Raw genomic sequence first — 26252 nt, 5'->3', positions numbered from 1 at the left:
GACACCCGAAGCGGTTCTTCCACGTGTACCCCGACCTGAGGCACAATGCGGGGTGACCGTCTCCACCGAGCGGTCGAGTCACAGCGATCCGCTGGCGGCGGGCACGGTCCGCCGGTGCGGCGGACGCCAACGAGGAGGACGCATGAGCTGGCTGGACCGGTCGCATTCCGTAGCGCCGCAGAACTTCAACCGGTGGCTGATCCCGCCCGCCGCGCTGGCCGTCCACTTGTGCATCGGGCAGGCGTACGCCACCAGCGTCTACAAGACGGCGCTCGTGGAGCACTTCGACGCGAGCCTGACCGAGATCGGCATCATCTTCTCCATCGCGATCGTCATGCTCGGCCTCTCGGCCGCCGTCATGGGCACCTGGGTGGAACGGTCCGGCCCGCGCAAGGCCATGTTCGTCGCCGCCTGCTTCTGGTCCGCCGGCTTCCTGGTCGGCTCCGCCGGCATCTTCTCCCAGCAGCTCTGGCTGGTCTACCTCGGCTACGGCCTGCTCGGCGGCATCGGGCTCGGCATCGGCTACATCTCCCCGGTCTCCACGCTCATGAAGTGGTTCCCCGACCGCCCGGGCATGGCCACCGGCATGGCGATCATGGGCTTCGGCGGCGGCGCCCTGGTGGCCTCGCCCCTGTCCACCCGGCTGATGCGCCTCTACGACCCGGAGTCCGGCACCGAGGGCTGGATCCCCTCCGGCGACGCCGTCGGCCAGCTGTTCGTCACGCTCGGCGTCGTCTACTTCCTCTTCATGCTCTACGGCGCCCTGACCATCCGCGTCCCCGCTGAGGGCTGGCGTCCGCGCGGCTGGGACCCGAGCCAGGCCAGGAAGTCGGCGCTCGTTACAGACAACAACGTCTCCGCCCGGAACGCGGTCCGGACGCCCCAGTTCTGGCTGCTCTGGGCGGCCCTGTTCCTCAACGTCACGGCGGGCATCGGCATCCTCGAGCAGGCCGCCCCGATGATCCAGGACTTCTTCCGGGCCGGGGACGGCGCGTCGGCCGTGTCCGCCGCGGTCGCGGGCGGCTTCGTGGGCCTGCTCTCGATCGGCAACATGCTCGGCCGGTTTGCGTGGTCGTCGACGTCGGACCGGATCGGCCGCAAGCCCATCTACATGGTCTACCTGGGCGTCGGGGCGGTGCTCTACACCGTCCTGGCCCTCTTCGGCGACACCAGCCGCCTGCTCTACATCTTCCTCGCGTTCGTGATCATCTCCTTCTACGGCGGCGGGTTCGCCACCGCCCCCGCCTACCTGCGGGACCTCTTCGGCACGTACCAGGTCGGCGCCATCCACGGACGGCTCCTGACGGCCTGGTCGGCCGCCGGCATCGCCGGGCCCGCGATCGTGAACGGGTTCCTCGACGCGCAGGGCGAGCCCGGGACCATGATGGCCGAGAACTACCGGCCGGTCCTGTTCACGATGGTCGTGCTGCTGGGCATCGGCCTCGTCGCCAATGCCCTGATCCGGCCGGTCCACTCACGCTTCCACGAGCCGGCGGACGCGAAGCCCGTCGGCGGCGCCGAACCGGTGCCCGAGCCGGTCCGTGCGCCGAGCGGCTCGGCCGGGAGCAGCCCAGAGTCCCGGGCGGCGCACCCGGACGGCCCGGGCGCCAAGAGTGCCGCCACGGGGGCCGGAGAGGACCGGCCGGAGACCGACCTGGCAGTGGGACGCGTGGTCTTCGGCTGGTTGCTGGTGGGCGTCCCGCTGCTCTTCGGCGTGTGGCAGACGCTCCTGCGGGTCGCGCAGCTGTTCGACTGACGCCGACCGACCCCCATCCGGACGCAGGAGGAGAACGCATGACCGAGACCCACCCCCACACGATGACCGCGGCCGTCTTCGAGGGCGCCGGCGGGCCCGACGTCGTGCGGTCCGTCCGCCGCCCGGTGCCGGTCCCCGGTCCCGGGGAGGTCCTCGTCCGCGTGGCGGCCGCCGGACTGAACCGGGCCGACGTCCAGCAGCGCAAGGGCGTCTACCCGCCGCCGGCCGGGGCCAGCGACATCCCGGGGCTCGAGGTCTCGGGCACGATCGCCGCGCGCGGCGAGCGGGTCGAGTCCGCGGCGGGGGAGTACGACGACGGCGCACCCGTCTGCGCGCTCCTCGCCGGCGGCGGGTACGCGGAGTACGTCGCGGTGCCGGCCGGCCAGGTGGTCCCGCTCCCGTCCGGTGTCGATCCGGTCGATGCCGCCGGGCTGCCCGAGGTCGCCGCAACCGTGTGGTCCAACCTGGTGCTGGAGGCCGGGGTCCGCCCGGGGGAGTGGGTCCTGATCCACGGCGGCTCGGGCGGCATCGGCGCCGCAGGGATCCAGATCATGAAGGCCTACGGCGCCCACGTCGCCGTCACGGGCAGCACCCGGGAGAAGCTCGACTACGCGGCGGGACTGGGAGCGGACGTCCTCATCGACTACCGCACCGAGGACTTCGCCGAGCGGATGCGCGCCGCCACCGGCGGCCACGGCGCGGACGTGATCCTCGACGTCGTGGGCGCGAAGTACCTGGGCGCCAACGTGTCCGCGCTGGCCACCGGCGGCCGGCTCGTGGTGATCGGGCTGGCCGGCGGCGTGCGCGGCGAGCTGGATCTCGCGGCGCTGATGGGCCGGCGCGGCCGGATCATCGCCACCACGCTGCGCGCGCGGCCGGCCGCGGAGAAGGCGGCGATCATGGGCGAGGTGCGCCGGCACGTCTGGCCGATGGTCTCGGCGGGGCGCCTGCGGCCGACGACGGACCGCGTGTTCGCGCTCGCCGATGCCGCCGCGGCCCATGCCTACTTCGACTCGGGCGAGCACCGCGGCAAGATCCTCCTGCGGCCCTGAGGGCCCCGGCCTCCGGCGCGGGGCTCGTGCCCGCCGGCCCTCGGGGAGGCCGGGCGGGACCGCCGCCCGTCCGGGCGTTCGTGGCAAGATGGAGCCGTGGGTCTCTTCGCACGACTTCGCGGCACGCACCGCGACACCAAGGAGCTGGGACTGGGAGTGTGGCGCCGTGCCCACGACCGCTTCGAGCGCGGGCTCGACCGCTTCCACCAGGTCCTCGAGGGCATCGAGGACGACGCCCAGTACAACGATCTCTACAACGGGCTGGTCGCCATCGCGAACCGGCTGGCCGACCAGCTCCCCGAGGTGCGCAGCATCTGCGTCGAGGCCCAGGCGGCCCGGCCGAGCGAGGGAACCGACATCCCGCCCGGGGCCTCGGCGGTCCACCGCGCCCTGTCGAAGGCGGCCAACGACGTCGCGCAGGCCGCGCAGGCCGCCGCCATGGCCCGGCTCGACGCCGAGAGCCACGCGTCCACCGACCTCGCGCGGGGACTCGACAGTGTCCGGCGCCGCGCCGACGTCGTGGTGGAGGGCGTCCGCTGCGCCCGGGCCGCCGTCGAAGCGCTGCGCTGACGGCCGGCGCACTGCCGTCCCCGCGATTCGTGCATCCGGGCACGGATTCCCCGGGCGATGGCCGACGGCGGAGAGAAACGATTCAACCGACGGCCGGCCCGCCCTTATTCCCGTCCGACCGAGCGCTACGCCGTGCGCGTAGGCGGTCTGCCGGACCGGCGTCTTCGATGGCAGGATGAGGGCCATGACAACCTATGAATCACCGGTCCTGAAATTCAACGACGGCAACACCATCCCGCAGCTCGGCTACGGGGTTTGGCAGGTCGAGGACGATGTCGCCGAGAAGGTCGTCGGCGACGCTTTCGCGGCCGGCTACCGGCACATCGACACCGCGAAGGTGTACGGCAACGAGGAGGGCGTGGGCCGGGCCATTGCGGCGTCCGGTCTGCCGCGCGAGGACCTGTTCATCACCACCAAGCTGTGGAACGCCGACCAGGGCTACGAGGAGACGCTGGCGGCGTTCGACGCGTCGCTGAACCGGCTCGGTCTCGAGTACATCGACCTCTACCTCATCCACTGGATCCAGCCGAAGCAGGGCAAGTACGTGGACACCTGGAAGGCCCTCGTGGACTTGCAGACGTCGGGCAGGGTCAAGTCGATCGGCGTCTCCAACTTCACGGTCGGGGCCCTGCAGGAGATCGAGGAGGCCACCGGGGTGGTCCCGGCGATCCACCAGGTCGAGACGCACCCCTACTTCCCGCAGCGCAGCCTCCGGGAGTACGAGCAGTCCCGGGACATCCTGCACCAGTCGTGGTCGCCGCTGGGCAACCGCTCCGACCTGCTGGAGAACCCGGTGATCACCGAGATCGCCGAGAAGCACGGGGCGGCGCCGGCGCAGGTCGTCATCGCCTGGCACCTGGCCAACGGTCTGGTGGTCATTCCCAAGTCCGTGACGCCGGAGCGGATCGTCGCGAACTGGGAGTCCCTCGGGCTGACGCTCGACGAGGAGGACCTGGCCCGGATCGACGGGCTCGACCGCGGAGCCGAGGGGCGCATCGGCCCGGACCCGGCGGTCAGCGACTTCGAGTAGTCGACGCGCGCAGGACGACGGCGAGGCGCCGCCCGGCACCCGGGCGGCGCCTCGCCGTCTCCCCGGGCGGAGACGACCGGGAATGAGAGGAGCGGCCGACCTGCCTCTGCAGATCGGCCGCTCCACGCGCTGAGCCCCCTGCCAGAATCGAACTGGCGACCTTTTCATTACGAGTGAAACGCTCTACCGACTGAGCTAAGGAGGCACCGTGGGCGATCCGAGGATTTCCCACGAGCGACAACTTTATAGGACAGGTCAGCGCCGGGTCAAAACGCGGTCCGCCCCTCCGGCCCGGCGTCGGCTGAGGCCCGACGGCGAGCCGTCCGGCCTCAGCAGGTGAGTCCCTCCGCCGGGGCCTCGCCGTCGAGCAGGAAGTCGTCGACCGCCCGCGTGATGCAGTCGTTGCTGCGGCCGTAGGCGGTGTGCCCGTGTCCCTCGTACGTGACCAGGTGCGCGTTGGGCCCCAGCTGCTCCGCGAGCGACTCAGCCCACTCGTAGGGGGTCGCGGGGTCGCCCGTGGTCCCGATGACCAGGGCCTCCGCGTCCCCGGTCAGCCGCTTCGCCGGCTCCAGGTCCCCGACCGCCGGTGCCGGCCAGTCCTTGCAGGAGAGGTCCCCGCCCAGGTACCACCCGAGCGTGGGGGAGACATCGTCGAGCGCGCGGTCCAGCGCGGCGCCGTCGACCCTCGGCTCCGGGTAGTCGAGGCAGTTGATCGCCGTGAACGCGTCCCAGGAGTTGTCGGCGTACGTGCCGTCGTCGAGCCGGCCGGAGCGGGCGTCGGCGAGATACATCAGCGACTCCGCGGTGCCCTCCCGCTGCAGCTCGTTCAGGGCCTCGCTGAAGGACTGACGCCAGCCGTCGTCGTACATGGGCAGCAGGAGCGCGTTGACGAACTCCTCCTCGGTGAACGTGCGCCCGTCCTCGACCGGGATCGGCTCCTCCTCGAGCCGGTCCATGATCTGGTCCAGCTCGTCCAGGCCGTTCTGCACCCCGCCGCTGAGCGGGCAGGACCCCTCGGCCCCGCACCACTCCACGAACGCGTGCAGCTCCTGCTGGAAGTTCTCCGCCTGCGCCAACGTCACCTCGGAGATCCCGAGCGTGGGGTCCATCGCCCCGTCGAGCACCATCCGCCCGACGTTCTCGGGGAAGAGGTCGGCGTAGGCGGCCCCGAGCTTGGTGCCGTAGGAGAAGCCGAGGTACCGCAGGTCCTGGTCCCCGTTGACGGCGCGCAGGATGTCGAGGTCGCGGGCGGCGCTGTCCGTGTCCACGTGGGCGAGGATCTCGCCGTTCTTCTCGTCGCACAGCGCCCCCAGCTCGGCGATCGACAGCGGCTCCCCGGCCCGGCCCTGGTCCAGCTGCTCGTCGGTGCGGCACTCCACCGGCGCGGACTCGCCGACCCCGCGCGGGTCGAAGCCTACGAGGTGGAGGTTCTCGCGCAGCTCAGTCGAGAACGTCGAGGTCGCAGTGTTGCGCACGAGCTGCACTCCGGAGGCGCCCGGCCCGCCGGGATTCACCAGCAGCGACCCCTCGGGCATGGGCGCGCGCTTGCGGATCATCGCCAGCTCGATCGTCTCCCCGTCCGGCTCGGCGTAGTCCAGCGGCACCTCGACGCGCGCGCACTCGAAATTGCCCTGGCACGACTCCCAGGCGGCGTTCTGCGCGTAGAAGCGCTCCAGCCCGGCCGGGACCTCCGCCGGCTCCGGCCCGGCGTCGTCGGGCTGCGGCGTGCAGCCGGCAGCGGCCAGCACGACGGCGGCGGCCGCTGCGAGCGCTCCGGTCCACCGGGCGCGGCGCGCGCCCGGTCGGTGGTGGGGGTGCGCGGGGAGGCCGGTGCGTCGGGTCATGCGGGGAGAGGCTCCTGGGTGCAGGGGAGGGGTGCGCGGGTGCGTCGGTCAGCTGCGGCGCGGCAGGAGGCCGGCCATCATGGCCTCCATCGCCAGCAGCGGCGTCACGTTGGCCGTGATACGCCGTCGTGCCTCGGCGATGAGGTCGATCCTCGCCAGCGTATCGGTCGCGGAGCTCCGGGCGGCGAATTGGCGGAGCGGCTCGGACAGGTAGTCGTTGACCAGCTCCGTCCCGGTGCCGAGCTGGAGGACCAGCACGTCGCGGTAGACGGTTGTCAGATCGATGAGCGCGCGGTCGAGAGAGTCGGTGACGCCGCGCCGGGCGCGGCGCTTCGTGGCCTCCTCCACCTGCTTGAACTGGCTCCGCAGCTGGGGCGGGATCTGCGCGTCCGGCTCCAGCCCGAGCAGCTCGCGCAGCCCGGCGGTCTCGGTCGCGGCGCGCTCCTCGGCGGAGCTGGTGGCCTCCTTGGTGGAGATCTCCACGATCTCCCCGGCCGCGGCGACCGCGTCGGCGACGGTGCGCAGGTACAGCGGCAGGCGGACGGTCTTGTCCCGGCGCATCCGCGCCTCCTCGGACTGCGCGAGCCGCCGTGCCACGCCGATGTGCGACTGGCTGACCCGGGCCGCGAACTCCGCCTGCTCCGGGGTCAGGCCGTCGCGGCGGATCAGCAGCTCGGCGACGGCGTCCCGGCTGGGCACGCGCAGCCCCAGCGGGCGGCAGCGCGAGCGGATCGTTACGAGCACGTCCGCCGGGCTCGGGGCGCAGAGGACCCAGACCGTGTGCGGAGGCGGTTCCTCGATGGCCTTGAGCAGGACGTTGGTGGTCCGCTCGGTCATGCGGTCCGCGTCCTCCATGACGATCACGCGCCACCGCCCGCCGGAGGGGCGGTCCTGTGCCTTGGTGATCAGCTCGCGCACGTCGCTGATCATGTAGTTCACATTCTCGGTGGTCACCATGGCGACGTCCGGATGGGCCCCGGCCAGGGCCAGCCGGCACGGCTTGCACGCACCGCACCCGGTGCCCCGCTCGCACTGCAGCGCGGCCGCGAAGGCCCGCGCCGCGTTGGACCGCCCGGAGCCGGGCGGGCCGGTGAACAGCCAGGCGTGGGCCGGACTGCCGTCGGCGACGGCGCGCTCCAACTGCGCCACGGCCTGCTCCTGCCCGGGCAGCTCGTCCCAGACGCTCATGCGCCCGCCCCGGCGGAGCGCAGCCCGCTCACCCGCGCGAGCACGGACGCGGCGAGCTCGTCGACGCCCAGACCGGCGTCGAGCACCAGGTACCGTTCCGGGTCGGCGGCGGCCAGGTCGAGGAAGGCCCGGCGGTTGCGCGTGTGGAAGTCGTCCGGTTCGGCCTCGAGCCGGTCGGCCCCGCCGGCGTCGCGGACGGTGCGACGGCGGCGCCCGTCCTCGGCGGCCACGTCCAGCAGGACGGTCAGGTGGGGGAGGAGGCCCTGCGTGGCCCAGCGGTTGAGGCCCAGGACGTCCTCGGCCCCGAGGCCGCGTCCGACGCCCTGGTAGGCGACGGAGGAGTCGATGTAGCGGTCGCAGACCACCACCTGCCCGGAGGCGAGGGCGGGGAGAATGACCTGCTCCACGTGCGCGGCGCGCGCGGCGGCGAAGAGGAGCGCCTCGGTGCGGGGGTCCACGGGCCCGTGCCCGTGGTCGAGGACGAGGGAGCGCAGCTTCTCTCCGATCGGCGTCCCGCCCGGCTCGCGGGTCTGCAGGACGGTCTCGCCGGCGGCGTCGAGCGCCTCGGCCAGTCGGGCCGCCTGGGTCGACTTGCCGGCGCCGTCGCCGCCCTCGAACACCACGAACAGGCCCGGTCCGGGGTGGGCCGACGGCGAGGGCTCGGGCGTGCGGGGGTCCTCATGCTGCTGGCTCACCCCACCAGCCTAGCCGCAACAATGCCGTCGCCGAGGGTCGCGGGCTGGCCCGTGGACAGCGCCGCGCCCTACCCTCGTCACCATGAGCGAAGGCACCGCAGAGCAGGGCATCGGGCAGGACTCCACGCACACCCGCCGTGGCGCTCTGGCGCCCGACAGCGTCGTCGTGGCGTCGGGGCGCCCGCCGCACGAGACCGACGAGCCGGTCAACCCGCCGATCGTGCTCTCCTCCACCTTCCGCGGCGCCGGCCTGCCCGACGCCGGCGAGCGGGGCTACGCCCGCTTCACCAATCCCACCTGGGACCCCTTCGAGGCCACGCTGGCGGAGCTCGAGCGCGCCGAGCTGCCCGCCCTCGCCTTCGGCTCCGGGATGGCGGCCATCGCCGCGGCCATGTCGCTGCTGCCGGCCGGGGGGACCGTCGTCCTGCCGCGTCACAGCTACAACGGCAGCCTCGCCCTCGTCGGGGACCTGACGCGGCGGACCGGTCTGCGCGCGGTGCACGTGGACATCGCGGACACCGAGGCCGTCATCGCCGCCCTGGACACCGCGTCGGCCGCCACCCCGCGCGCCGCCGCGGAGGACGGGCCGTCCGTCCTGCTGTGGGCCGAGAGCCCCACCAACCCCATGCTCGAGGTCGCCGACCTGCCGGCGCTCCTCGCCGCGGCGCGCGAGCGCGGAGTCCTGACCGTCGTCGACAACACCTTCTCCACCCCGCTGCTCCAGCGCCCGCTGGAGGCCGGCGCCGACGTCGTCGTCCACTCGGCCACCAAGTACCTCGGCGGCCACTCGGACGTGATCCTCGGGGCCGTCGTCACGTCGTCGGCGCCGCTGCGCGAGCGGCTCCTGGCCTACCGGACCCTGCACGGCGCGATCGCCGGCCCGTTCGAGACCTGGCTGACGCTGCGTGGGATGCGCACGCTCGCCGTGCGCCTCGAGCGCTCGCAGGCGACCGCCCAGCTGCTCGCCGAGCGCCTCGCCGCTCACCCGGCGGTGGAGTCCGTCCGGTACCCGGGGCTGCCCTCGGACCCGGGCCACACGCGTGCCGCCGCGCAGATGGACGGCTTCGGCTCGGTCGTCTCCCTCACCGTCGCCCCCGGCGCGGGCCCCGCGCACGACGGCGGTGGGGACGGCGGCGCAGCGCGCGGCCGGGCGGCGGCCGACGCCGTCGTGGCGGCGCTGGAGCTGTGGACCCCGGCCACGAGCCTCGGCGGCGTCGAATCGCTTGCGGAGCGGCGCCGCCGGCACCCCGGGGAGGCGCCGAGCGTCCCGGAGAACCTCATCCGGCTCAGCGTGGGGATCGAGAACGCCGAGGATCTCTGGGCGGATCTGGCGCGTGCCCTCGACCATGCGGCCGGGCCGCACGCCTAGACTGTCAGCATGGGTCTGGCATACGCGATCGAGCACTATCTCTTCCTGGCGCTGGGCGTCGTCGCACTCGTCCTCGCCGTCTGGGCGTTCCTGGACGCGGTGCGCCGCCCGGCGGCGAACTTCGCCCGGGAGGGCAAGCGCACCAAGGGGTTCTGGCTGGCGCTGACCGCCGGCTCCACCCTGTTCTGCCTGCTGAGTGTCTACGGCGGGAGCGCCGGGCTGCTCCAGCTCATCGCCGCCTGCGTGGCCGCGGTGTACCTCGCGGACGTGCGCCCGGCCGTCTCGGGCCGCGGCGGCTACAGCTACTGAGGCCTGCCGGCGCCGCGTCCCGCGGCCCGTGCCCGGCCGCACGAGACGGGGCGCCGCCGGGGCCGTCGGGATCCGACGGCGCCCGCGGGAAAGTTACCCGGAACGTTACCGCCGGCGAGGCCGCGGCCGAGGCCCGGCGGCGGCCTCTCTGTAGGATGAATCCATGACTTACACCCTGATCCTGCTCCGTCACGGGCAGAGCGACTGGAACGAGAAGAACCTGTTCACCGGTTGGGTGGACGTCGACCTGACCGAGCAGGGCCGCGCCGAGGCCAAGCGCGGCGGCGAGCTCCTGACCGAGGAGGGCCTGCGTCCCGACGTGCTGCACACCTCGCTGCTCAAGCGGGCGATCACGACGGCGAACCTGGCCCTCGAGGCGGCCGACCTCCTCTGGATCCCGGTCCGGCGCAACTGGCGGCTGAACGAGCGCCACTACGGTGCCCTGCAGGGCAAGAACAAGGCGGAGACGTTGGAGGAGTACGGCGAGGAGAAGTTCATGGAGTGGCGCCGCTCCTACGACACCCCGCCGCCGCCCCTGGACGACTCCTCGGAGTTCTCCCAGATCGGGGACCCCCGCTATGCGGATCTCGGCGACGACGCCCCGCGCACCGAGTGCCTCAAGGACGTCCTGGAGCGGATGCTGCCGTACTGGGAGTCGGACATCAAGGCTGACCTGGTCGCCGGGAAGACCGTTCTGGTCACCGCGCACGGCAACTCCCTGCGCGCGCTCGTGAAGCACCTGGACGGGATCTCCGACGAGGAGATCGCCGGGCTGAACATCCCCACGGGCATCCCGCTGGTCTACGAGCTGGACGAGGACTTCACGCCGGTCGTCGCCGGCGGCAAGTACCTGGACCCCGACGCGGCGGCCGACGCCATCAAGGCCGTCGCGAGCCAGGGCCGCAAGTAGCGACGACCCGCACGCGGCGTCCCGGCGGACGGCAGACGAGAAGGGGAGGTCCCGGCGCCATGCCGGGACCTCCCCTTTCATCGTGTCGAGCCCCTGCGGCCCCCGGCGCCCCCGCCTCAGGCACGGGCGGGGCCGACCGGTCTCAGACGGAGTCGTTGAGGTTCGGCTCCCACTCGCCCGTGACGAGGTAGTTGACCTTGCGGGCCACGGAGACGCCGTGGTCGCCGAAGCGCTCCATGTAGCGGCTGGCCAGCGTCACGTCCGTGGTCGTCGGCGCCGACTCGTTCCAGTCCTCGCTGGCGATCGCCTTGAAGACGGAGGCGTGCAGGTCGTCGATCTCCTTGTTCAGCCCGATGATCTCCGCGGCGATGGCGAGGTCGCGGGTGTCCAGGAGCTCGCCGACCTTCATGGCGATCTCGATGTTCAGGCGGGCCATCTCGGCGAACGTCGGCTGCACCGACTCGGGGGCCACCTGGTTCGGGAACCGCAGGCGGGTCAGCTGCGCGATGTGCCGGGCCAGGTCGCCCATGCGCTCCAGCGAGGCGCTCATGCGCAGCGAGCCGACGATCATGCGCAGGTCCGAGGCGACCGGGCCCTGGAGTGCGAGGACGTCGATCGCATGCTCGTCGAGCTTGTTCTGCAGGAAGTCGATTCGAGCGTCGGCGGCGATGACCTCCTGCGCCAGCTGCGTGTCGGCCTGGGCGAATGACTCGTAGGCCCGCTCCATCGCCTCGGCGACCAGCTTGGACAGATTGATCAGTTCCTCGCCGATGGTCTGGAGTTCGGCCTGGAAGACTTTGCGCATTAAGGGGTCCTTTCATCAGAACCTGGCGTCCTGAAACCTGCGAGAGGCGGTCTGGCTCAATTGATCACACTGACACTACTAAGTAAACCGTCCGGGCGGGGCAAGTGAACGTTGGGTGAACCGGGGGCCGCGGTGCCCGCGATGGCGGGAACCGCCGTCCGGCCCGGCCTAAGCTGGTGCAGTGATGGATTCCCTTCTCCTGGTGCTGGCGGGCCTGACGGGCCTGCTTCTCGGCGTGGGCGGGCTGCTGGCCTTCCACATCAGCCAGCGCCGCCGGGACGCCGTGCCCGAGGTCCTGGAGCCGACGCTGCCGGAGGGGACCGCCGAGATCCTCTCCATCGTCGGGCGCGCGTTCGTGGTCATCGACGAGGTCAACGGCGTCGTCCGGGCCAATCCGGCCGCCTACGCGTACGGCCTGGTCCGCGGGCACACCGTGGTGCACCAGGAGCTGCTGGATCTGGCCGCCCGGGTGCGGACCGACGGTGTCATCGAGGAGCGCCAGTTCGAGCTTCCGCGCGGCCCGCTGGGCCAGGGCGGGATCGTCGTCCACGTGCGCGTGGCCCCGCTCGCGGAGCGGTACATCCTGCTCCTGGCCGACGACCGCACCGAGATCACCCGCACCGAGGCGATCCGGAACGACTTCGTCGCCAACGTCTCCCACGAGCTGAAGACGCCCGTCGGGGCCGTCTCGCTCCTGGCCGAGGCCATCGAGGACGCCGCCGGCGACGAGGTCGCGACCAAGCGCTTCGCCGGCCGCCTGCACAAGGAGACGCACCGCCTCTCCGCGCTCGTCCAGGACATCATCGAGCTCTCCCGCCTGCAGGGCACCGACGTGGTGCTCCGCGGCCGGCCCGTCGACGTCGCGCAGACCATCGCCGAGGCGGTGGACCGCAACAAGCTCACCGCAGAGGGAAAGAATATCGTCGTCAAGGTCGGGGGTGCCCGGGACGCCGTCGTCCACGGCGACCCGGATCTGCTGATGACCGCGTTCCGCAACCTGGTGGACAACGCCATCCGCTACTCGCCGGAGAACACGACGGTCGGCGTCGGCGTCCGGGTGCGCGACGACATCGTCGAGGTGTCCGTGACGGATCAGGGCCCCGGCATCAGCGCCGACGACCAGGAACGGATCTTCGAACGCTTCTACCGGGTCGACGCGGCCCGGTCCCGCCAGACCGGCGGCACGGGGCTCGGTCTGAGCATCGTCAAGCACGTGATGTCCAACCACGGCGGCGAGGTGACCGTCTGGTCCCAGCCCGGCCAGGGGTCGACGTTCACGGTGCGGCTGCCGGTCTTCGAGGAAGGCACGACGGCGGAGGCCCCGCCGTCCGTAGACGAACCGCGCGGTTCGCGCGCGACGCACTAGGAGGAGAACTGATGACGCGGATTCTGGTGGTCGAGGACGAGGAATCGTTGAGCGACCCGTTGGCCTACCTGCTCGACAAGGAGGGCTTCGAGGTCGAGGTCGTGGACAACGGGCTGGACGCGGTGACGGAGTTCGACCGGGCCGGCGCCGATCTGGTGCTGCTCGATCTCATGCTGCCAGGGCAGTCCGGCACGGAGGTGTGCCGGCAGCTGCGTCAGCGCTCCAACGTCCCGGTCATCATGCTCACGGCCAAGGACTCCGAGATCGACAAGGTCGTGGGGCTGGAGCTCGGCGCCGACGACTATGTCACCAAGCCGTACTCCTCCCGGGAGCTCGTGGCCCGCGTCCGCGCCGTGCTGCGCCGGCGGGCCGAGCCCGAGGAGCTGGTCACGGCGACCCTGCAGGCCGGGCCCGTGCGGATGGACGTGGAGCGCCACGTGGTCAGCGTGGGCGGGGAGCCCCTGCCGTTCCCGCTGAAGGAGTTCGAGCTGCTGGAGATGCTCCTGCGGAACGCCGGGCGGGTGCTCACCCGCGGGCAGCTGATCGACCGCGTCTGGGGCTCGGACTACGTGGGCGACACGAAGACGCTCGACGTGCACGTGAAGCGCCTGCGCTCGAAGATCGAGCCGGATCCGTCCAACCCGCAGCACCTGGTGACGGTGCGCGGGCTGGGCTACAAGTTCGAGGCCTGAGCCTCCGACGACGAAGGGCTGCGGCCCCGGCCCACCGCTCGGTGGGCCGGGGCCGCAGCCCTTCGCGCTGGCGGTGGCCGTCCGACGTCCTGTCGCCGGCACCGCGGGGCGGCTAGTGGTGGCCCGCCTCTTCCTCTTCCGCGTGCTTGAGGTGCTCGTTGTTCTCCGGCTCGTACCCCTCGGGGAGGTACTGGCGGTACTCCTCGAGCGTGCCGTCGATGACGGGGACCGACTGCTCGGTGGACTCGCTGCCGACGGTCACGTCGACGGGGATCATGGACCCCGGGATCGCCCCGGCGGCGGGGACGGTGGCCTTGTGGTCGTCCTCGCTCAGCGGCACCGTGGTGTCGGCCGGGATCTCGATGGTCACGGAGGAGCCGTTGATGCCCAGCTCGAGCTCGGCGGACTGGTCCGACCCGTTGATGACGTTCGCGAGCACTCGGGTCTCGGCGTTGGCACCGGTGGTCACCAGCATGAGGTTGCGGACCTCGACATCGCCGGCGGTGAAGTTCACGCCGTCGGACGCTGCGTACTCGGTGGCGGTGGCCTGGTCGTTGATGGCGCCGCAGCCGGTTGCGCTCAGGGCAACCAGGCCGAGCGCGACGGCGGCCAGGGCGCGGCGTCCGCGCGTCTTCTGTGCGGTGATCACTGCACGAACTCCTCATCAGGTTCGGTCTCGACTGGTCGATCGCACCGGGCCGGGCCCGCTGCGATGGCATTCGCGTCAATCCTACTCGTTGTAGAAGAGATTCTCCGCCCGGTCCGGGGGTGCCGGCGTCACAGCGGCCCGTGCGGCGACCCCGCGTTGCGCTGCGGGCGGATTATTGCGCATCGGGGCGGGGGTGGAAGGGCAACGCGCCGGAATTTCCAGCAGGCTCGTGATAAACTTGTCTGTGGGAAAGGGGAAAATCAAACATGGTTTTTGAGGTTGGCGAGACGGTAGTTTACCCCCACCACGGGGCCGCACGGATCGAGGAGATCAAGATGCGGACCATCAAGGGCGAAGAGAAGATGTACCTCAAGCTGAAGGTCGCCCAGGGCGATCTGACGATCGAGGTTCCGGCGGAGAATGTGGATCTGGTGGGCGTGCGCGACGTCGTCGATCAGGACGGTCTGGACGACGTCTTCGACGTCCTTCGCGCGGAGTTCACCGAGGAGCCGACCAACTGGTCGCGTCGCTACAAGGCGAACCTCGAGAAGCTGGCGTCGGGCGACGTTATCAAGGTGGCCGAGGTCGTCCGCGACCTGTGGCGCCGCGAGCACGATCGCGGGCTCTCGGCCGGCGAGAAGCGCATGCTGGCCAAGGCCCGGCAGATCCTCATCAGCGAGCTGGCGTTGGCCAAGAAGCTGGACGAGGTCAAGGCGGAGAGCATGCTCGACGAGGTGCTCGCCTCCTAGGCGCTCCGCGCAGCGCAGGCAGCGGCTTACGCAGGCATACCGGCCCGTTCCCCTCGAGGGGACGGGCTGTTTTGCTTTAACGGTCCGGTCGAGCTCCGCCCGGTGCGCCTCCGGTGGACGGGCGGGCCGGCCCGCCCCGCCCCCGCTCCCCGCGGCGGAGCCGCAGTCGATAGAGTGCTGACGTGAACTCACCCACGCCCTCCACCGTCCGTCCGACCTTGAGTGCTCAGACGCCGAGGGCGCAGGACCCGGGTGGGCCGTCGCCCGACCCGGCACCGGCGCCCGACCCGCGCGGCCCGGGATCCCGGGTCGCCGTCGTCGTCGTCGCCGCGGGGAGCGGGACCCGGCTCGGACGCAACATGCCCAAGGCCCTGGTCCCGGTCGCGGGCGAACCGATGCTCGCCCGCGCGCTCCGCGGCGTCCGCCGGGCCCTGCCGGCCGCGGAGATCGTCGCGGTCCTGCCACGGGAGAGCGAGGAGCTCTGGCGGCTCGGTCGCGAGCTCGGCGGCGTCCCCGCCGGTGCCGGCGAGACCGGGCGGAACGAGAGCGGTCTGGTCCTGGTGGCCGGCGGCGGGACGCGGACCGCCTCCGTGCGCGCCGGACTCGACGCGATCGGCGCGGACGCCGACGTCGTGCTGGTGCACGACGCGGCCCGCTGCCTCGCGCCGCCGGAGGTCTTCCTCGCGGTCGTCGGCGCGCTGGAGGCCGGCGCGACGGCCGTGGTCCCGGCCCTGCCGGTGGTGGACACGGTCAAGACGGCAGTGCCGGCCGAGGACCGGGGGATCGCCCCTGAGCAGGTCTACGACACCCCCGCGCGCTCTGCGCTGCGCGCCGTGCAGACGCCGCAGGGATTCGTCCGGGCGGCCCTCGTGGCGGCGCACCGCCAGGCCGAGGCCTGGGGCGGCGACCGGTCCGAGGCCGTGACGGACGACGCGATGCTCATGGAGCTGACCGGCCTCCCGGTCCACCTGGTGCCGGGCAGCCTCGAGTCACTGAAGATCACTACCGACCTGGACCTGCGGATCGCCGAGGCCTCCCTCCGTCCGGGGCCCGCGGGGACCGAGCCCGCAGACCAGAAGCCAGCAGACCAGAAGCCAGCAGACCAGAGTCCAGTCGACCAGACGGAGGAGACCATGGACCGCGACCAGACCTCGCTGCCCAGGATCGGTGTGGGGACGGATGTCCACCGGTTCGCCCCCGAGGGCAGCGATCGCGAACTCTGGCTGGCTGGCCTGCACTGGCCGGGCGAGCGCGGCCTCGAGGGGCACTCGGACGCGGACGCCGTTGCTCACGCCGCCTGCGACGCGCTCTTCTCGGCGGCCGGGATCGGCGACCTCGGCACGCACTTCGGCACGTTGCGGCCGGAGCTCGCCGGCGCCTCGGGAGCGGCACTGCTGACCGAGGCGGCCCGCCTCGTCCGCGCTGCCGGCTTCGAGATCGGGAACGTGGCCGTCCAGTTCGTCGGCAACCGGCCCCGGTTCGGCGCGCGGCGCGAGGAGGCCGACCGGGTCCTGAGCGCCGCCGCGGGGGCGCCTGTGACGGTGACGGCGACGACGTCGGACGGTCTCGGCTACGAGGGGGCGGGCGAGGGCGTCACCGCCTACGCCAGCGCGCTGGTCTTCCGGGCGTAGCCCGGCCGCGGCCGGGACGCGTGCGGCCATTCCGTTACCCTTGTGCGGGTGAGCATCCGTTTCTACGACACCCGCCAGGCCCAGGTCCGCGACTTCACGCCGCTCGTCCCCGGGCAGGTGGGCCTGTACTACTGCGGCGCCACCGTGCAGGGCATGCCGCACGTCGGGCACATCCGCTCCGCCATCGCCTTCGACATCCTGACCCGCTGGCTCGAGTACCGCGGGCTCCGGGTGACCGTGGTCCGCAACGTCACCGACATCGACGACAAGATCCTCGAGAAGTCCGCCGCGTCCTTCGCCGAGGGCTTCGTCCCGGACCCGGCCTACCGCGTGAACGAGCCCTGGTTCGCGCTCGCGTACCGGTTCGAGCAGGAGTTCGCCCGCGCCTACCAGACCCTGGGCGTGCGGCGGCCGACCTACGAGCCCCGCGCCACCGGCCACATCGGCGAGATGCACGAGCTCATCGCCGAGCTGATCGAGCGCGGCCACGCCTACCCGGCGCTCGACGGCTCCGGAGACGTCTACTTCGACGTGCGCTCCTGGGAGTCCTACGGCTCGCTCACCCACCAGCGGATCGAGGACATGCAGGCCGCGCCCGACGCCGGCCCCCGCGGCAAGCGGGATCCCCGCGACTTCGCCCTCTGGAAGGGGCACAAGGACACCGACCCGGAGACGGCGTCCTGGGCGAGCCCGTGGGGCCGCGGCCGGCCGGGCTGGCACCTCGAGTGCTCGGCGATGGCCGGGAAGTACCTCGGGGACGCGTTCGACATCCACGGCGGCGGGCTGGACCTGCGGTTCCCGCACCACGAGAACGAGCTGGCCCAGTCGACGGCCGCCGGGCAGGACTTCGCGAACTTCTGGATGCACAACGGCATGGTCACCTTCGAGGGCGAGAAGATGTCCAAGTCGGTCGGCAACACGGTCTCCCCGCAGGAGATGCTGGAGGCGGCCGCACCGCGCGTGGTCCGCTACTTCCTCGGCCAGGCTCACTACCGCAGCCAGCTCGACTACAGCCCGACGTCGCTGACCGAGGCCGCGGCCGCCGTCGAGCGCGTGGACACCTTCCTGCGCAACGCGCAGCAGCTGCTCGGGGCGGACGCCGTCCCGGGCAGCGTCCCGGAGGCCTTCGCCGCCGCGATGGACGACGACCTGAACGTCCCCCAGGCCCTCGCCGCGCTCCACGAGACCGTCCGGGCCGGCAACACGGCGCTCGCGGCCGGCGAGCGCGACGCGGTCGCGGCCGCCTACGCGCAGGCCGCCGCGGCCACGGAGGTCCTGGGCCTCGACGACGCCGGGAACGACGCCGGCACGGACCCCCGGGTGACCACGGCACTCGAGGTGCTCGTCCAGGCCCAGCTCGAGGCCCGTGCCGCGGCCCGCGCCGCGAAGGACTGGGCCACCGCGGATGCGATTCGCGACACGCTCTCCGCGGCCGGGGTGGTCGTCGAGGACTCGACCGACGGGGCCCGCTGGAGCCTCGGCGGCTAGCCCGCAGGCCCGCGCTGGCGCGGGAGCGGGCGCCGGCACGGGCCGCCGGCCAGGACCCGCCAGCAGCACCGCGTTGCATGCAGGCTTGCTCAAGAGTTCGGGTCCCTCGCGCCGGGCCCGCATCGCCCGCGTAGGATGGTCCCTGCCCGGGGCCTTCTCTCGAGCCGTGCCCTGTGCCGCTGCAGGCCCCCTGTGCTCCCGGCGACATCCCAGCGCGGCACGGTTCGAACGCGGCTCAGTACGCGCGACTCAGTACACACGTGACAAGGATCCGAATCATGGCAACTCCCAAGCGTCCCGGCGCCGTCCGCAAGACGAAGAAGGGCCCCTCCGTCGGCACCGGCGGCCACGGCCGGAAGTCCCTCGAGGGGAAGGGCCCGACGCCCAAGGCGGAGGAGCGCGTCTACCACAAGGCCTATCGCGCCAAGCAGCTCTCCGAGCGCTCGAACGCCAAGCAGGGCGGGCGGGGACGCACCGGCCGTTCCAAGAACGCCGCCGAGATGGTCACCGGCCGCAACTCCGTGGTGGAGGCCCTGCGCGCCGAGATCCCCGCGAAGACCCTCTACGTCGCCACCCGCATCGACGTGGACGACCGCGTCCGCGAGACGCTCAAGCTGGCCGCCGAGCGCGGGATCGCCGTGCTGGAGACCAGCAAGCAGGAGCTGGACCGGATGACGGACGACGCCGTCCATCAGGGTCTGGTCCTGCAGGTCCCGCCCTACGAGTACGCCGAGGCGATCGAGCTCGCCGAGGCGACCGTGGCCCGGGCCCAGAAGGGCTACATCCGCACGCAGCCGCTCTTCGTCGCCCTGGACGGGATCACCGATCCCCGCAACCTCGGTGCGATCGTGCGCTCCGTCTCCGCGTTCCGCGGCCACGGTGTGATCGTCCCCGAGCGCCGCAGCGTGGGCATGACGGCCGCGGCCTGGAAGACCAGCGCAGGCGCCGCCGCCCGCGTGCCGGTGGCCCGCGCCACCAACCTGACCACCGCCCTGAAGGAGATCAAGGCGATGGGCGTGTTCGTCGTCGGACTCGACGGCGACGGCGACGTCCAGCTGCCCGACCTCCAGCTCGCCACGGAGCCGCTGTGCATCGTCGTCGGTTCCGAGGGCAAGGGCCTCTCCCGGCTCGTCCGCGAGACCTGTGACGCGATCGTGTCCATCCCGATCGACTCCGCCATGGAGTCCCTGAACGCCTCGATGGCCGTGGGCATCTCCCTCTACGAGGTCTCCCGGCGCCGGGGCGCATGAGGACCCGGGACGCTGTCATGACCGAACCCCTGAACGTCCCGGCCTCGCTCGAGGGCCGGGGCCACCCGTCGCGCCCCTTCCCGCGCGGCGTGCACGACGACGTCGCCGGCATCGCCGACGTCGCCGACACCGTGAACGTGTCCGTGTTCGCCCCCGAGCTCGGGGGCGTCGACGTCTGGTTCACCGTCCCGGGCGGCGAGCTCGCCCCGGCGACGCTCACCGAGCTGACCGACGGCGCCCACCACGGCGCCGTCGAGGGCCTGCGCCCGGGCGCCCGCTACGCGTTCTGGGCCCACGGGGCCGAGCGCCCGGAGAGCGGCCAACTGCTCGTGGACCCCTACGCCCGGGCGATCGAGCAGGACGACGACGGCAACTACTGGGGCGTGTACGTCCCCGACGCCGGTTTCGACTGGGGCGAGATCCGCCGCCCGCACATCCCGTGGCGGGACACCGTGATCTACGAGGCCCATGTCAAGGGCCTGACGATGCTCCACCCGGAGCTCCCGGAGGAGCTGCGCGGGACCTATGCGGGGCTGGCGCACCCGGCCATGATCGGGTACCTGCGCGAGCTGGGCGTGACCGCCGTCGAGCTGCTGCCGCTGCACTTCCACATCGACGAGCCGCACCTGCGCGAACTCGGCCTGCCCAACTACTGGGGCTACAACACGCTCGGCTACTTCGCCCCGCACCAGGACTACGCCACGGCCGCCGCACGCGCCGCCGGCCCGGCCGCCGTGCGCGACGAGCTCAAGGGCATGGTCAAGCACCTGCACGCCGCGGGCATCGAGGTGATCCTCGACGTCGTCTACAACCACACGGCCGAGGGCGGGCCCGCCGAGCCGGCGCTGTCCTGGCGCGGCCTCGCCGACCACCACTACTACCGGCACACCGCGGACGGTCACTACCTGGACACCACGGGCTGCGGGAACACGCTGGACTTCACCGAGCCGGCCGTCATCCGGATGGCCATGGACTCGCTGCGCTACTGGGTGGAGGAGTTCCAGGTGGACGGCTTCCGCTTCGATCTCGCCGCGACGCTGGGCCGCGACGGGAATAACGCGTTCACCCCGGAGCATCCCTTCTTCGCCGCGATCGCCGCCTCGGAGACCCTCACGGGCGTCAAGATGATCGCGGAGCCGTGGGACGTCGGCCCGGGCGGCTGGCAGACGGGCCGGTTCCCCCGCGGATTCGCCGACTGGAATGACAAGTTCCGCGACACCGTCCGCACCTTCTGGGCCGCTGACCACGGCCGCCTGGCCGCGGGGGAGCACGGCTCCTCCGTCGCCTCCCTGGCGACCGTGCTCGCCGGGTCCCGCGACCTCTTCGCGCCGTCGGGCCGCGGGGCGCTCGCCTCCGTCAACTTCGTCACCGCTCACGACGGCTTCACCCTGCGCGACGTGGTCTCCTACGACCGCAAGCACAACGAGGACAACGGCGAGGAGAACCGGGACGGCACCAGCGACAACCACAGCTACAACCACGGGGTCGAGGGCCAGACCGGCGACGCGGGGATCAACCACGAGCGGCTCAAGACGGCCTCCAACATGATGGCCACCCTGCTGCTGTCGCTGGGGGTGCCGATGATCACCGCCGGCGACGAGCGGGGCAAGACGCAGACCGGCAACAACAACGCCTACTGCCAGGACAACCCCATGTCCTGGCTGCACTGGGACCTGACGGCGGACCAGCAGGCCATGCTCGGCATCACGCGCGCCCTGGTGCGCATCCGGCGCGAGTTCCTCGCGAACCAGCCTTACACGTACCCCGCCCACGACGACAGCGGATTCCTGCTGTGGTTCAACACGGCGGGGGAGCCGCTCCAGGAGGAGGAGTGGGTGGACCCGGGGACCCGGGTCATGCAGCTGCTCATCGGGTCCCCGGAGGGTCGGCTCGACGGGCTGGTGGTCTTCAACGGAACCCTGGAGCCGGTCGAGCTGACGCTGCCGCACGGCGAGGAGCTGCGCGAGTTCATCGGCCGCGACGAGGACGATCTGCGCTTCGATCTCCGCTTCAGCACGGATCCCGACGACCGCCCCCGCCGCGGCACCGTCCTGGGGGCCGGTGCGGCGCACACCGTCGCCGCCAACTCGGTGGCCGTCTTCCGCTGCTGAGGCCGGGGCCCGCGCCGGGCACCGACGGCGCCGCCGTCGGCGCCCGCGTCCCGGCCGGACCCGGGCCGGGCCGGGCGTCCCCGCGTGCTGACCTGCGTCGTTTTCGGTCAAACCCTTGGCATGCCCACCCGTGCCCACTAGCGTCTAGCGTGTGAAGAGACTTCCCGCGACGCGTTTCGGACGGATCCCCGTCACCGATGTCCAGCCAGTGGTGGACGGGGGCCGCTTCCCTGCCAAGGCCGTCGCCGGGCAGGACGTGCCGGTCTCCGCGACCTGCTTCCGCGAGGGGCACGACTCGGTCGGCGCCACCGCGGTGCTGTACCGGCCCGACGGGACGGCGGCCCAGCGGGTCCGGATGACCCCCGGCGCGCCGGGCACCGATCGCTGGCACGCCACCCTCCGCCCCGACGACGTCGGCACCTGGACCTTCGAGATCGAGGGCTGGGACGACCCCTACGGCACGTGGCACCACGCAGCGGGTATCAAGATCGGCGCGGGCCTGGAGGAGGAGCTCATGCTCGCCGAGGGCGCGCGGCTCTTCGCCGCCGCCGCCCGCGACCGCAAGACCGCCGCCGCCGACGCCGAGGTGTTCCGCGGCGTCGCCCGCGTCCTGGAGGACACCGGCCGCAGCGTCGCCGAGCGGTTCGCCGCGGCCGAGGCGCCCGAGCTGACCGCCCTCCTGGCCGAGCGGCCGATCCGCCGCCACGTCACCCGCGGCGGCGCGTACCCGTTGCTCGTCGAGCGCCGCCTCGCCGGGCAGGGCGCCTGGTACGAGTTCTTCCCGCGCTCCGAGGGCGCCGTCCTCGAGGAGGAGTACGACGACGGCACGCGCCGGTACGCGTCCGGCACCTTCGCCACCGCCCAGCGCCGGCTCGACGCCGTCGCGCAGATGGGATTCGACGTCGTCTACCTCCCGCCCATCCACCCGATCGGGCGGACCCACCGCAAGGGGCCCAACAACACCCTCACCGCCGGCGAGGACGACCCCGGCTCGCCGTGGGCGATCGGCGCGGCCGAGGGCGGGCACGACGCCATCCACCCGGACCTCGGCACGGTCGAGGACTTCGCGGCGTTCGTCGACCGTGCCCGGGAACTGGGCCTCGAGGTGGCCCTGGACCTGGCCCTGCAGGCATCGCCGGACCATCCCTGGGTGACCGAGCACCCCCAGTGGTTCACCACGCGCGCCGACGGCTCGATCGCGTACGCGGAGAACCCGCCGAAGAAGTACCAGGACATCTTCCCGCTGAACTTCGACAACGACCCGAAGGGCCTGCGCGAGGAGGTCCTGCGGATCGTGCTGCTCTGGATCGAGCGCGGGGTGAGGATCTTCCGCGTCGACAACCCGCACACCAAGCCGCTCTGGTTCTGGGAGTGGCTGATCCGCGAGGTCTCCCAGCGGCACCCGGACGCGGTGTTTCTCGCCGAGGCGTTCACGCGCCCGGCGATGATGCATGCCCTCGGGAAGGCCGGGTTCCAGCAGTCCTACACGTACTTCACCTGGCGGAACACTCGGGAGGAGCTGGAGGAGTACCTCACCGAGGTCTCGCACCGGACCGCTCCCTACTTCCGGCCCAATTTCTGGGTCAACACCCCGGACATCCTGCCCGAGTTCCTGCAGTACGGCGGGCCGGCGGCGTTCAAGCTCCGGGCCGTCATCGCCGCCACGGGCAGCCCCCTCTGGGGCGTCTACACGGGCTACGAGCTCTGCGAGAACGCCGCCCGGCCGGGATCCGGCGAGTACGTCGACAACGAGAAGTACGAGTACAAGCCGCGCGACTTCGCGGCCGCCGAGGCCGAGGGCCGGTCCATCGCGCCGTACCTGACGCGGCTGAACGAGATCCGCCGCGCCCACCCCGCCCTCGGGGACCTGGCCAGCCTGCACCTGCACACGGCCACCGACGAGGCCACGCTCGTGTTCTCCAAGTCCAGGCCGGCCCCGCGCGGCCTGCTGGACGCCGCCGACACCGAGCCGGCGGACACCGTCGTCGTCGTGGTGAACCTGGATCCGCACGCCGCCCGGGAGTCCACGGTCACCCTGGACCTCGCGGCCCTGGACCTGACGCCGGCCGACCTCGACGACGACGGCCGCTTCGAGGTCCGAGATCTGCTCACCGGCCAGACTTGGCGGTGGGGCGAGCACAACTACGTCCGGCTGGATCCCTACCAGGAGCCGGCGCACATCCTCCACATCGTCCGGAGCACCGCATGACCCATCAGTCCGCCCGCCCCGCACCACTGCCGATCGCCCCGGACGTGCTCGACGCCGTCGCGCACGGCACGTACCACCAGCCGCACGCGGTGCTCGGCGCGCACCTGCACGACGACGATGCCGTCACCTTCCGCGCGCTGCGGCACCTGGCCGAGTCGGTCGACGTCGTGCTGGACTCCGGCGAGACGCTCCCGATGCAGCACGAGCACGGCGGCGTCTGGGTCGCCGTCCTGCCGCAGACCGCCCGCCCCGGGCACGTGCCCGACTACCGGGTGCGGACCACGTACGCCGACGCCGGGCCCGTCCTGCAGGACGACCCCTACCGGCACCTGCCCACCCTCGGGGAACTGGACCTGCACCTGATCGGGGAGGGCCGGCACGAGCGGCTGTGGACGGTGCTCGGCTCGCACGTGCGGCGCTACCACTCCGCACTCGGGGACATCGACGGCACCAGCTTCGCGGTGTGGGCACCCAATGCGCGTGCCGTGCGGGTCAAGGGCGACTTCAACCACTGGAACGGCGGCGGCACCGCGATGCGCTCGCTGGGCCACTCGGGCGTGTGGGAGATCTTCCTCCCCGGCGTCGGCGACGGCGCGGTCTACAAGTACGAGGTCCTCGGTGCCGACGGCGTGTGGCGGGACAAGGCCGACCCCATGGCCCGGTGCACCGAGGTGCCGCCGCGGACCGGATCGGTCGTCACGGAGTCCGCCTACGCGTTCCACGACGACGAGTGGATGGCGGCCCGCGCGGCGAGCAACCCGCACGAGTCCGCGATGAGCGTGTACGAGGTCCACCTCGGCTCCTGGCGCCCCGGGCTGGACTACCGGGAGCTGGCGCACCAGCTCGCCGAGTACGTCGGCTGGCTCGGGTTCACCCACGTGGAGTTCATGCCCGTGGCCGAGCACCCCTTCGGCGGTTCCTGGGGCTACCAGGTCACGGGCTACTACGCGCCGACGTCTCGCTTCGGCACGCCCGACGACTTCCGCTACCTGGTCGACACCCTGCACCGGGCCGGGATCGGCGTGATCCTCGACTGGGTCCCGGCGCACTTCCCCAAGGACGAGTGGGCGCTGGCGCGCTTCGACGGCACGGCGCTCTACGAGCACCCGGACCCGCGCCGGGGCGACCACCCGGACTGGGGGACCCACATCTTCGACTTCGGGCGCAACGAGGTCCGCAACTTCCTCGTCGCCAACGCGCTGTACTGGCTGGACGAGTTCCACGTCGACGGCCTGCGCGTGGACGCCGTGGCCTCCATGCTCTACCTCGACTACTCCCGCGAGGACGGCGAGTGGGAGCCCAACGTGCACGGGGGCAACGAGAACCTGGAGGCGGTGGCCCTGCTCAAGGAGGCCACGGCCACCGCCTACGGCCGCTACCCGGGCATCATCATGATCGCCGAGGAGTCCACGGCGTACGACGGCGTGACCCGTCCGACCGCGCACGGCGGCCTCGGGTTCGGGCTGAAGTGGAACATGGGCTGGATGCACGACTCGCTGCAGTACATGCAGGAGGACGCGATCCACCGGCAGTACCACCACGACCGGATCACGTTCTCCCTGGCCTACGCATGGAGCGAGAACTACCTGCTGCCCATCAGCCATGACGAGGTGGTGCACGGCAAGGGGTCGCTGCTGCGCCGGATGCCGGGCGGACGGTACGAGCAGGCTGCCCAGGTCCGCGCCTACCTGGCGTTCCAGTGGGCGCACCCGGGCAAGCAGCTCATCTTCATGGGGACGGAGTTCGCCCAGGAGTCCGAGTGGAGCGAGCAGCACGGGCTCGACTGGTGGCTGACCGAGACGCCCGCGCACCGGGGAGTGCAGCTCTCCGTGCGGGCGCTCAACGAGGCCTACCGGCAGACGCCCGCGCTGTGGAACCAGGACAACGACCCGGCCGGGTTCGACTGGATCGACGCACACCATGCGCTGGGGAACATCCTGGCGTTCACCCGTCGGGGGACGGACGGCGGACTGGTGGTCGTCGTCGCGAACTTCTCCGGCTCGGACCATCACGGCTACCGCCTGGGCCTGCCGCGTGCCGGCCGGTGGACGGAGGCCGTCAACACCAACGCCGAGGAGTTCGGCGGCTCTGGACTCGGGAACGCCGGCGGGCTGGAGGCCGAGCCCGAGCCGCACTATGGACAGCCGGCCAGCGCCGACATCACCGTCCCGGCGTTCTCTGTGCTCTACTTCACCCCGGCCAAGGGCACCCCGGAGACGCGCTGACGAGGCGGCGGAGGCGGGCTACGGCCCGGGATTCCGGGGATCCGAGCGCGTCCCGCGGGGAGGTGGCCCCTCGAGTTGCGAGGGTGCCCCGGGGCGTGTATAGTTTTTTCTCGCGCCGGGGACGGAAGGCAACGGAAACGAAGCCTGACGGAGAACGGCGGATGAATTTCTCAGGAGGTTCGGCGGAGTCGAGTTGACACGCTGAACGGACTGAGGTAAGGTTGACAAGTTGCTTCGGAGCGAAGCGGTCGGGATGAATGGTCCTGGTTGTGGTAGTCCGGGGTGTCTGTTGTTTGAGAACTCAATAGTGTGCCAAGTTTGTTGATACCAAATTGTTTTATTTGGTGAATTGGT

General features: G+C 71.9%; 20 protein-coding genes, 1 tRNA gene and 1 pseudogene. 16 read left to right on the top strand and 6 right to left on the bottom strand.

The window, feature by feature from the left end; genetic code table 11:
- Positions 1-142: 142 nt before the first annotated feature.
- The 4 genes from RIN46_RS00110 to RIN46_RS00095 all read left to right on the top strand — a co-directional run bounded on the left by RIN46_RS00110 (position 143) and on the right by RIN46_RS00095 (position 4408).
- Positions 143-1756 carry an OFA family MFS transporter gene (locus RIN46_RS00110; protein WP_309080816.1) on the top strand — a complete coding sequence of 538 codons (1614 nt, stop codon included), beginning with the start codon at positions 143-145 and terminating at the stop codon, positions 1754-1756.
- A 62-nt stretch (positions 1757-1818) separates the two neighbouring features.
- The gene (locus RIN46_RS00105) at positions 1819-2808 is read left to right on the top strand and encodes an NAD(P)H-quinone oxidoreductase (protein WP_375141862.1); all 990 of its coding nucleotides are present in this window, start codon (positions 1819-1821) and stop codon (positions 2806-2808) included.
- Positions 2809-2904: 96 nt separating this feature from the next.
- Positions 2905-3378 carry a hypothetical protein gene (locus tag RIN46_RS00100; RefSeq protein WP_309080818.1) on the top strand — a complete coding sequence of 158 codons (474 nt, stop codon included), beginning with the start codon at positions 2905-2907 and terminating at the stop codon, positions 3376-3378.
- Positions 3379-3562: 184 nt separating this feature from the next.
- A complete protein-coding gene (locus tag RIN46_RS00095; protein ID WP_309080819.1) occupies positions 3563-4408 on the top strand; it encodes an aldo/keto reductase in 846 nt (281 codons plus the stop codon).
- A gap of 132 nt (positions 4409-4540) precedes the next feature.
- Here the strand turns inward: RIN46_RS00095 and RIN46_RS00090 are convergent.
- From RIN46_RS00090 to tmk, 4 genes are all read right to left on the bottom strand, one after another.
- A tRNA-Thr gene (locus tag RIN46_RS00090) sits at positions 4541-4613 on the bottom strand.
- Between the two features lie 124 nt (positions 4614-4737).
- Positions 4738-6252 (bottom strand): alpha/beta hydrolase, encoded by a 1515-nt coding sequence (locus RIN46_RS00085; RefSeq protein WP_309080820.1) that lies wholly within the window; start codon positions 6250-6252, stop codon positions 4738-4740.
- A gap of 48 nt (positions 6253-6300) precedes the next feature.
- On the bottom strand, positions 6301-7440 hold the full coding sequence (locus RIN46_RS00080) for a DNA polymerase III subunit delta' (RefSeq protein ID WP_309080821.1): 1140 nt from the start codon (positions 7438-7440) through the stop codon (positions 6301-6303).
- On the bottom strand, positions 7437-8135 hold the full coding sequence (gene tmk, locus RIN46_RS00075) for a dTMP kinase (protein ID WP_375141858.1): 699 nt from the start codon (positions 8133-8135) through the stop codon (positions 7437-7439). The genes RIN46_RS00080 and tmk overlap by 4 nt, the downstream gene beginning before the upstream one ends.
- A gap of 82 nt (positions 8136-8217) precedes the next feature.
- Between tmk and RIN46_RS00070 the strand changes: the two genes are divergently transcribed.
- The 3 genes from RIN46_RS00070 to RIN46_RS00060 all read left to right on the top strand — a co-directional run bounded on the left by RIN46_RS00070 (position 8218) and on the right by RIN46_RS00060 (position 10723).
- Complete coding sequence (locus tag RIN46_RS00070; protein ID WP_309080822.1) at positions 8218-9504, top strand: PLP-dependent transferase; 1287 nt, start codon at positions 8218-8220, stop codon at positions 9502-9504.
- Positions 9505-9513: 9 nt separating this feature from the next.
- Complete coding sequence (locus RIN46_RS00065) at positions 9514-9813, top strand: DUF2516 family protein (protein ID WP_309080823.1); 300 nt, start codon at positions 9514-9516, stop codon at positions 9811-9813.
- A gap of 163 nt (positions 9814-9976) precedes the next feature.
- On the top strand, positions 9977-10723 hold the full coding sequence (locus tag RIN46_RS00060; protein ID WP_309080824.1) for a phosphoglyceromutase: 747 nt from the start codon (positions 9977-9979) through the stop codon (positions 10721-10723).
- 142 nt (positions 10724-10865) lie between these two features.
- On the opposite strand, the gene phoU is transcribed toward RIN46_RS00060, so the two are convergent.
- Entirely contained in the window at positions 10866-11528 is a 663-nt protein-coding gene (phoU, locus tag RIN46_RS00055) for a phosphate signaling complex protein PhoU (protein WP_309080825.1), read from the bottom strand.
- Positions 11529-11712: 184 nt separating this feature from the next.
- On the opposite strand from phoU, the gene RIN46_RS00050 reads away from it, so the two are divergent.
- Complete coding sequence (locus RIN46_RS00050) at positions 11713-12894, top strand: ATP-binding protein (protein ID WP_309080826.1); 1182 nt, start codon at positions 11713-11715, stop codon at positions 12892-12894.
- An 11-nt stretch (positions 12895-12905) separates the two neighbouring features.
- A complete protein-coding gene (locus RIN46_RS00045) occupies positions 12906-13586 on the top strand; it encodes a response regulator transcription factor (protein ID WP_309080827.1) in 681 nt (226 codons plus the stop codon).
- Between the two features lie 112 nt (positions 13587-13698).
- On the opposite strand, the gene RIN46_RS00040 is transcribed toward RIN46_RS00045, so the two are convergent.
- Entirely contained in the window at positions 13699-14235 is a 537-nt protein-coding gene (locus RIN46_RS00040) for a hypothetical protein (protein WP_309080828.1), read from the bottom strand.
- 266 nt (positions 14236-14501) lie between these two features.
- On the opposite strand from RIN46_RS00040, the gene RIN46_RS00035 reads away from it, so the two are divergent.
- The 7 genes and pseudogenes from RIN46_RS00035 to glgB all read left to right on the top strand — a co-directional run.
- The gene (locus tag RIN46_RS00035; protein ID WP_309080829.1) at positions 14502-14984 is read left to right on the top strand and encodes a CarD family transcriptional regulator; all 483 of its coding nucleotides are present in this window, start codon (positions 14502-14504) and stop codon (positions 14982-14984) included.
- A gap of 182 nt (positions 14985-15166) precedes the next feature.
- Entirely contained in the window at positions 15167-16615 is a 1449-nt protein-coding gene (gene ispD, locus RIN46_RS00030) for a 2-C-methyl-D-erythritol 4-phosphate cytidylyltransferase (RefSeq protein WP_309080830.1), read from the top strand.
- Positions 16616-16663: 48 nt separating this feature from the next.
- On the top strand, positions 16664-18103 hold the full coding sequence (gene cysS / locus RIN46_RS00025; RefSeq protein WP_309080831.1) for a cysteine--tRNA ligase: 1440 nt from the start codon (positions 16664-16666) through the stop codon (positions 18101-18103).
- Positions 18104-18381: 278 nt separating this feature from the next.
- Complete coding sequence (rlmB, locus tag RIN46_RS00020) at positions 18382-19353, top strand: 23S rRNA (guanosine(2251)-2'-O)-methyltransferase RlmB (RefSeq protein WP_309080832.1); 972 nt, start codon at positions 18382-18384, stop codon at positions 19351-19353.
- Positions 19354-19370: 17 nt separating this feature from the next.
- Positions 19371-21464: a glycogen debranching protein GlgX gene (gene glgX, locus RIN46_RS00015; protein ID WP_309080833.1), complete on the top strand. Its 2094-nt coding sequence runs from the start codon at positions 19371-19373 to the stop codon at positions 21462-21464.
- A 151-nt stretch (positions 21465-21615) separates the two neighbouring features.
- Positions 21616-23673: an alpha-1,4-glucan--maltose-1-phosphate maltosyltransferase gene (locus RIN46_RS00010; protein ID WP_309080834.1), complete on the top strand. Its 2058-nt coding sequence runs from the start codon at positions 21616-21618 to the stop codon at positions 23671-23673.
- Positions 23670-25898, top strand: a pseudogene (glgB, locus tag RIN46_RS00005) (1,4-alpha-glucan branching protein GlgB); the annotation flags it as partial. The gene RIN46_RS00010 and the pseudogene glgB, both read left to right, overlap by 4 nt.
- Positions 25899-26252 lie beyond the last annotated feature (354 nt).

This window comes from Zhihengliuella sp. (assembly GCF_031178195.1).
Lineage (GTDB): Bacteria > Actinomycetota > Actinomycetes > Actinomycetales > Micrococcaceae > Zhihengliuella.
The sequence above is the reverse complement of the archived record's forward strand: the minus strand, read 5'-3'. Positions and strand labels throughout refer to the sequence as shown.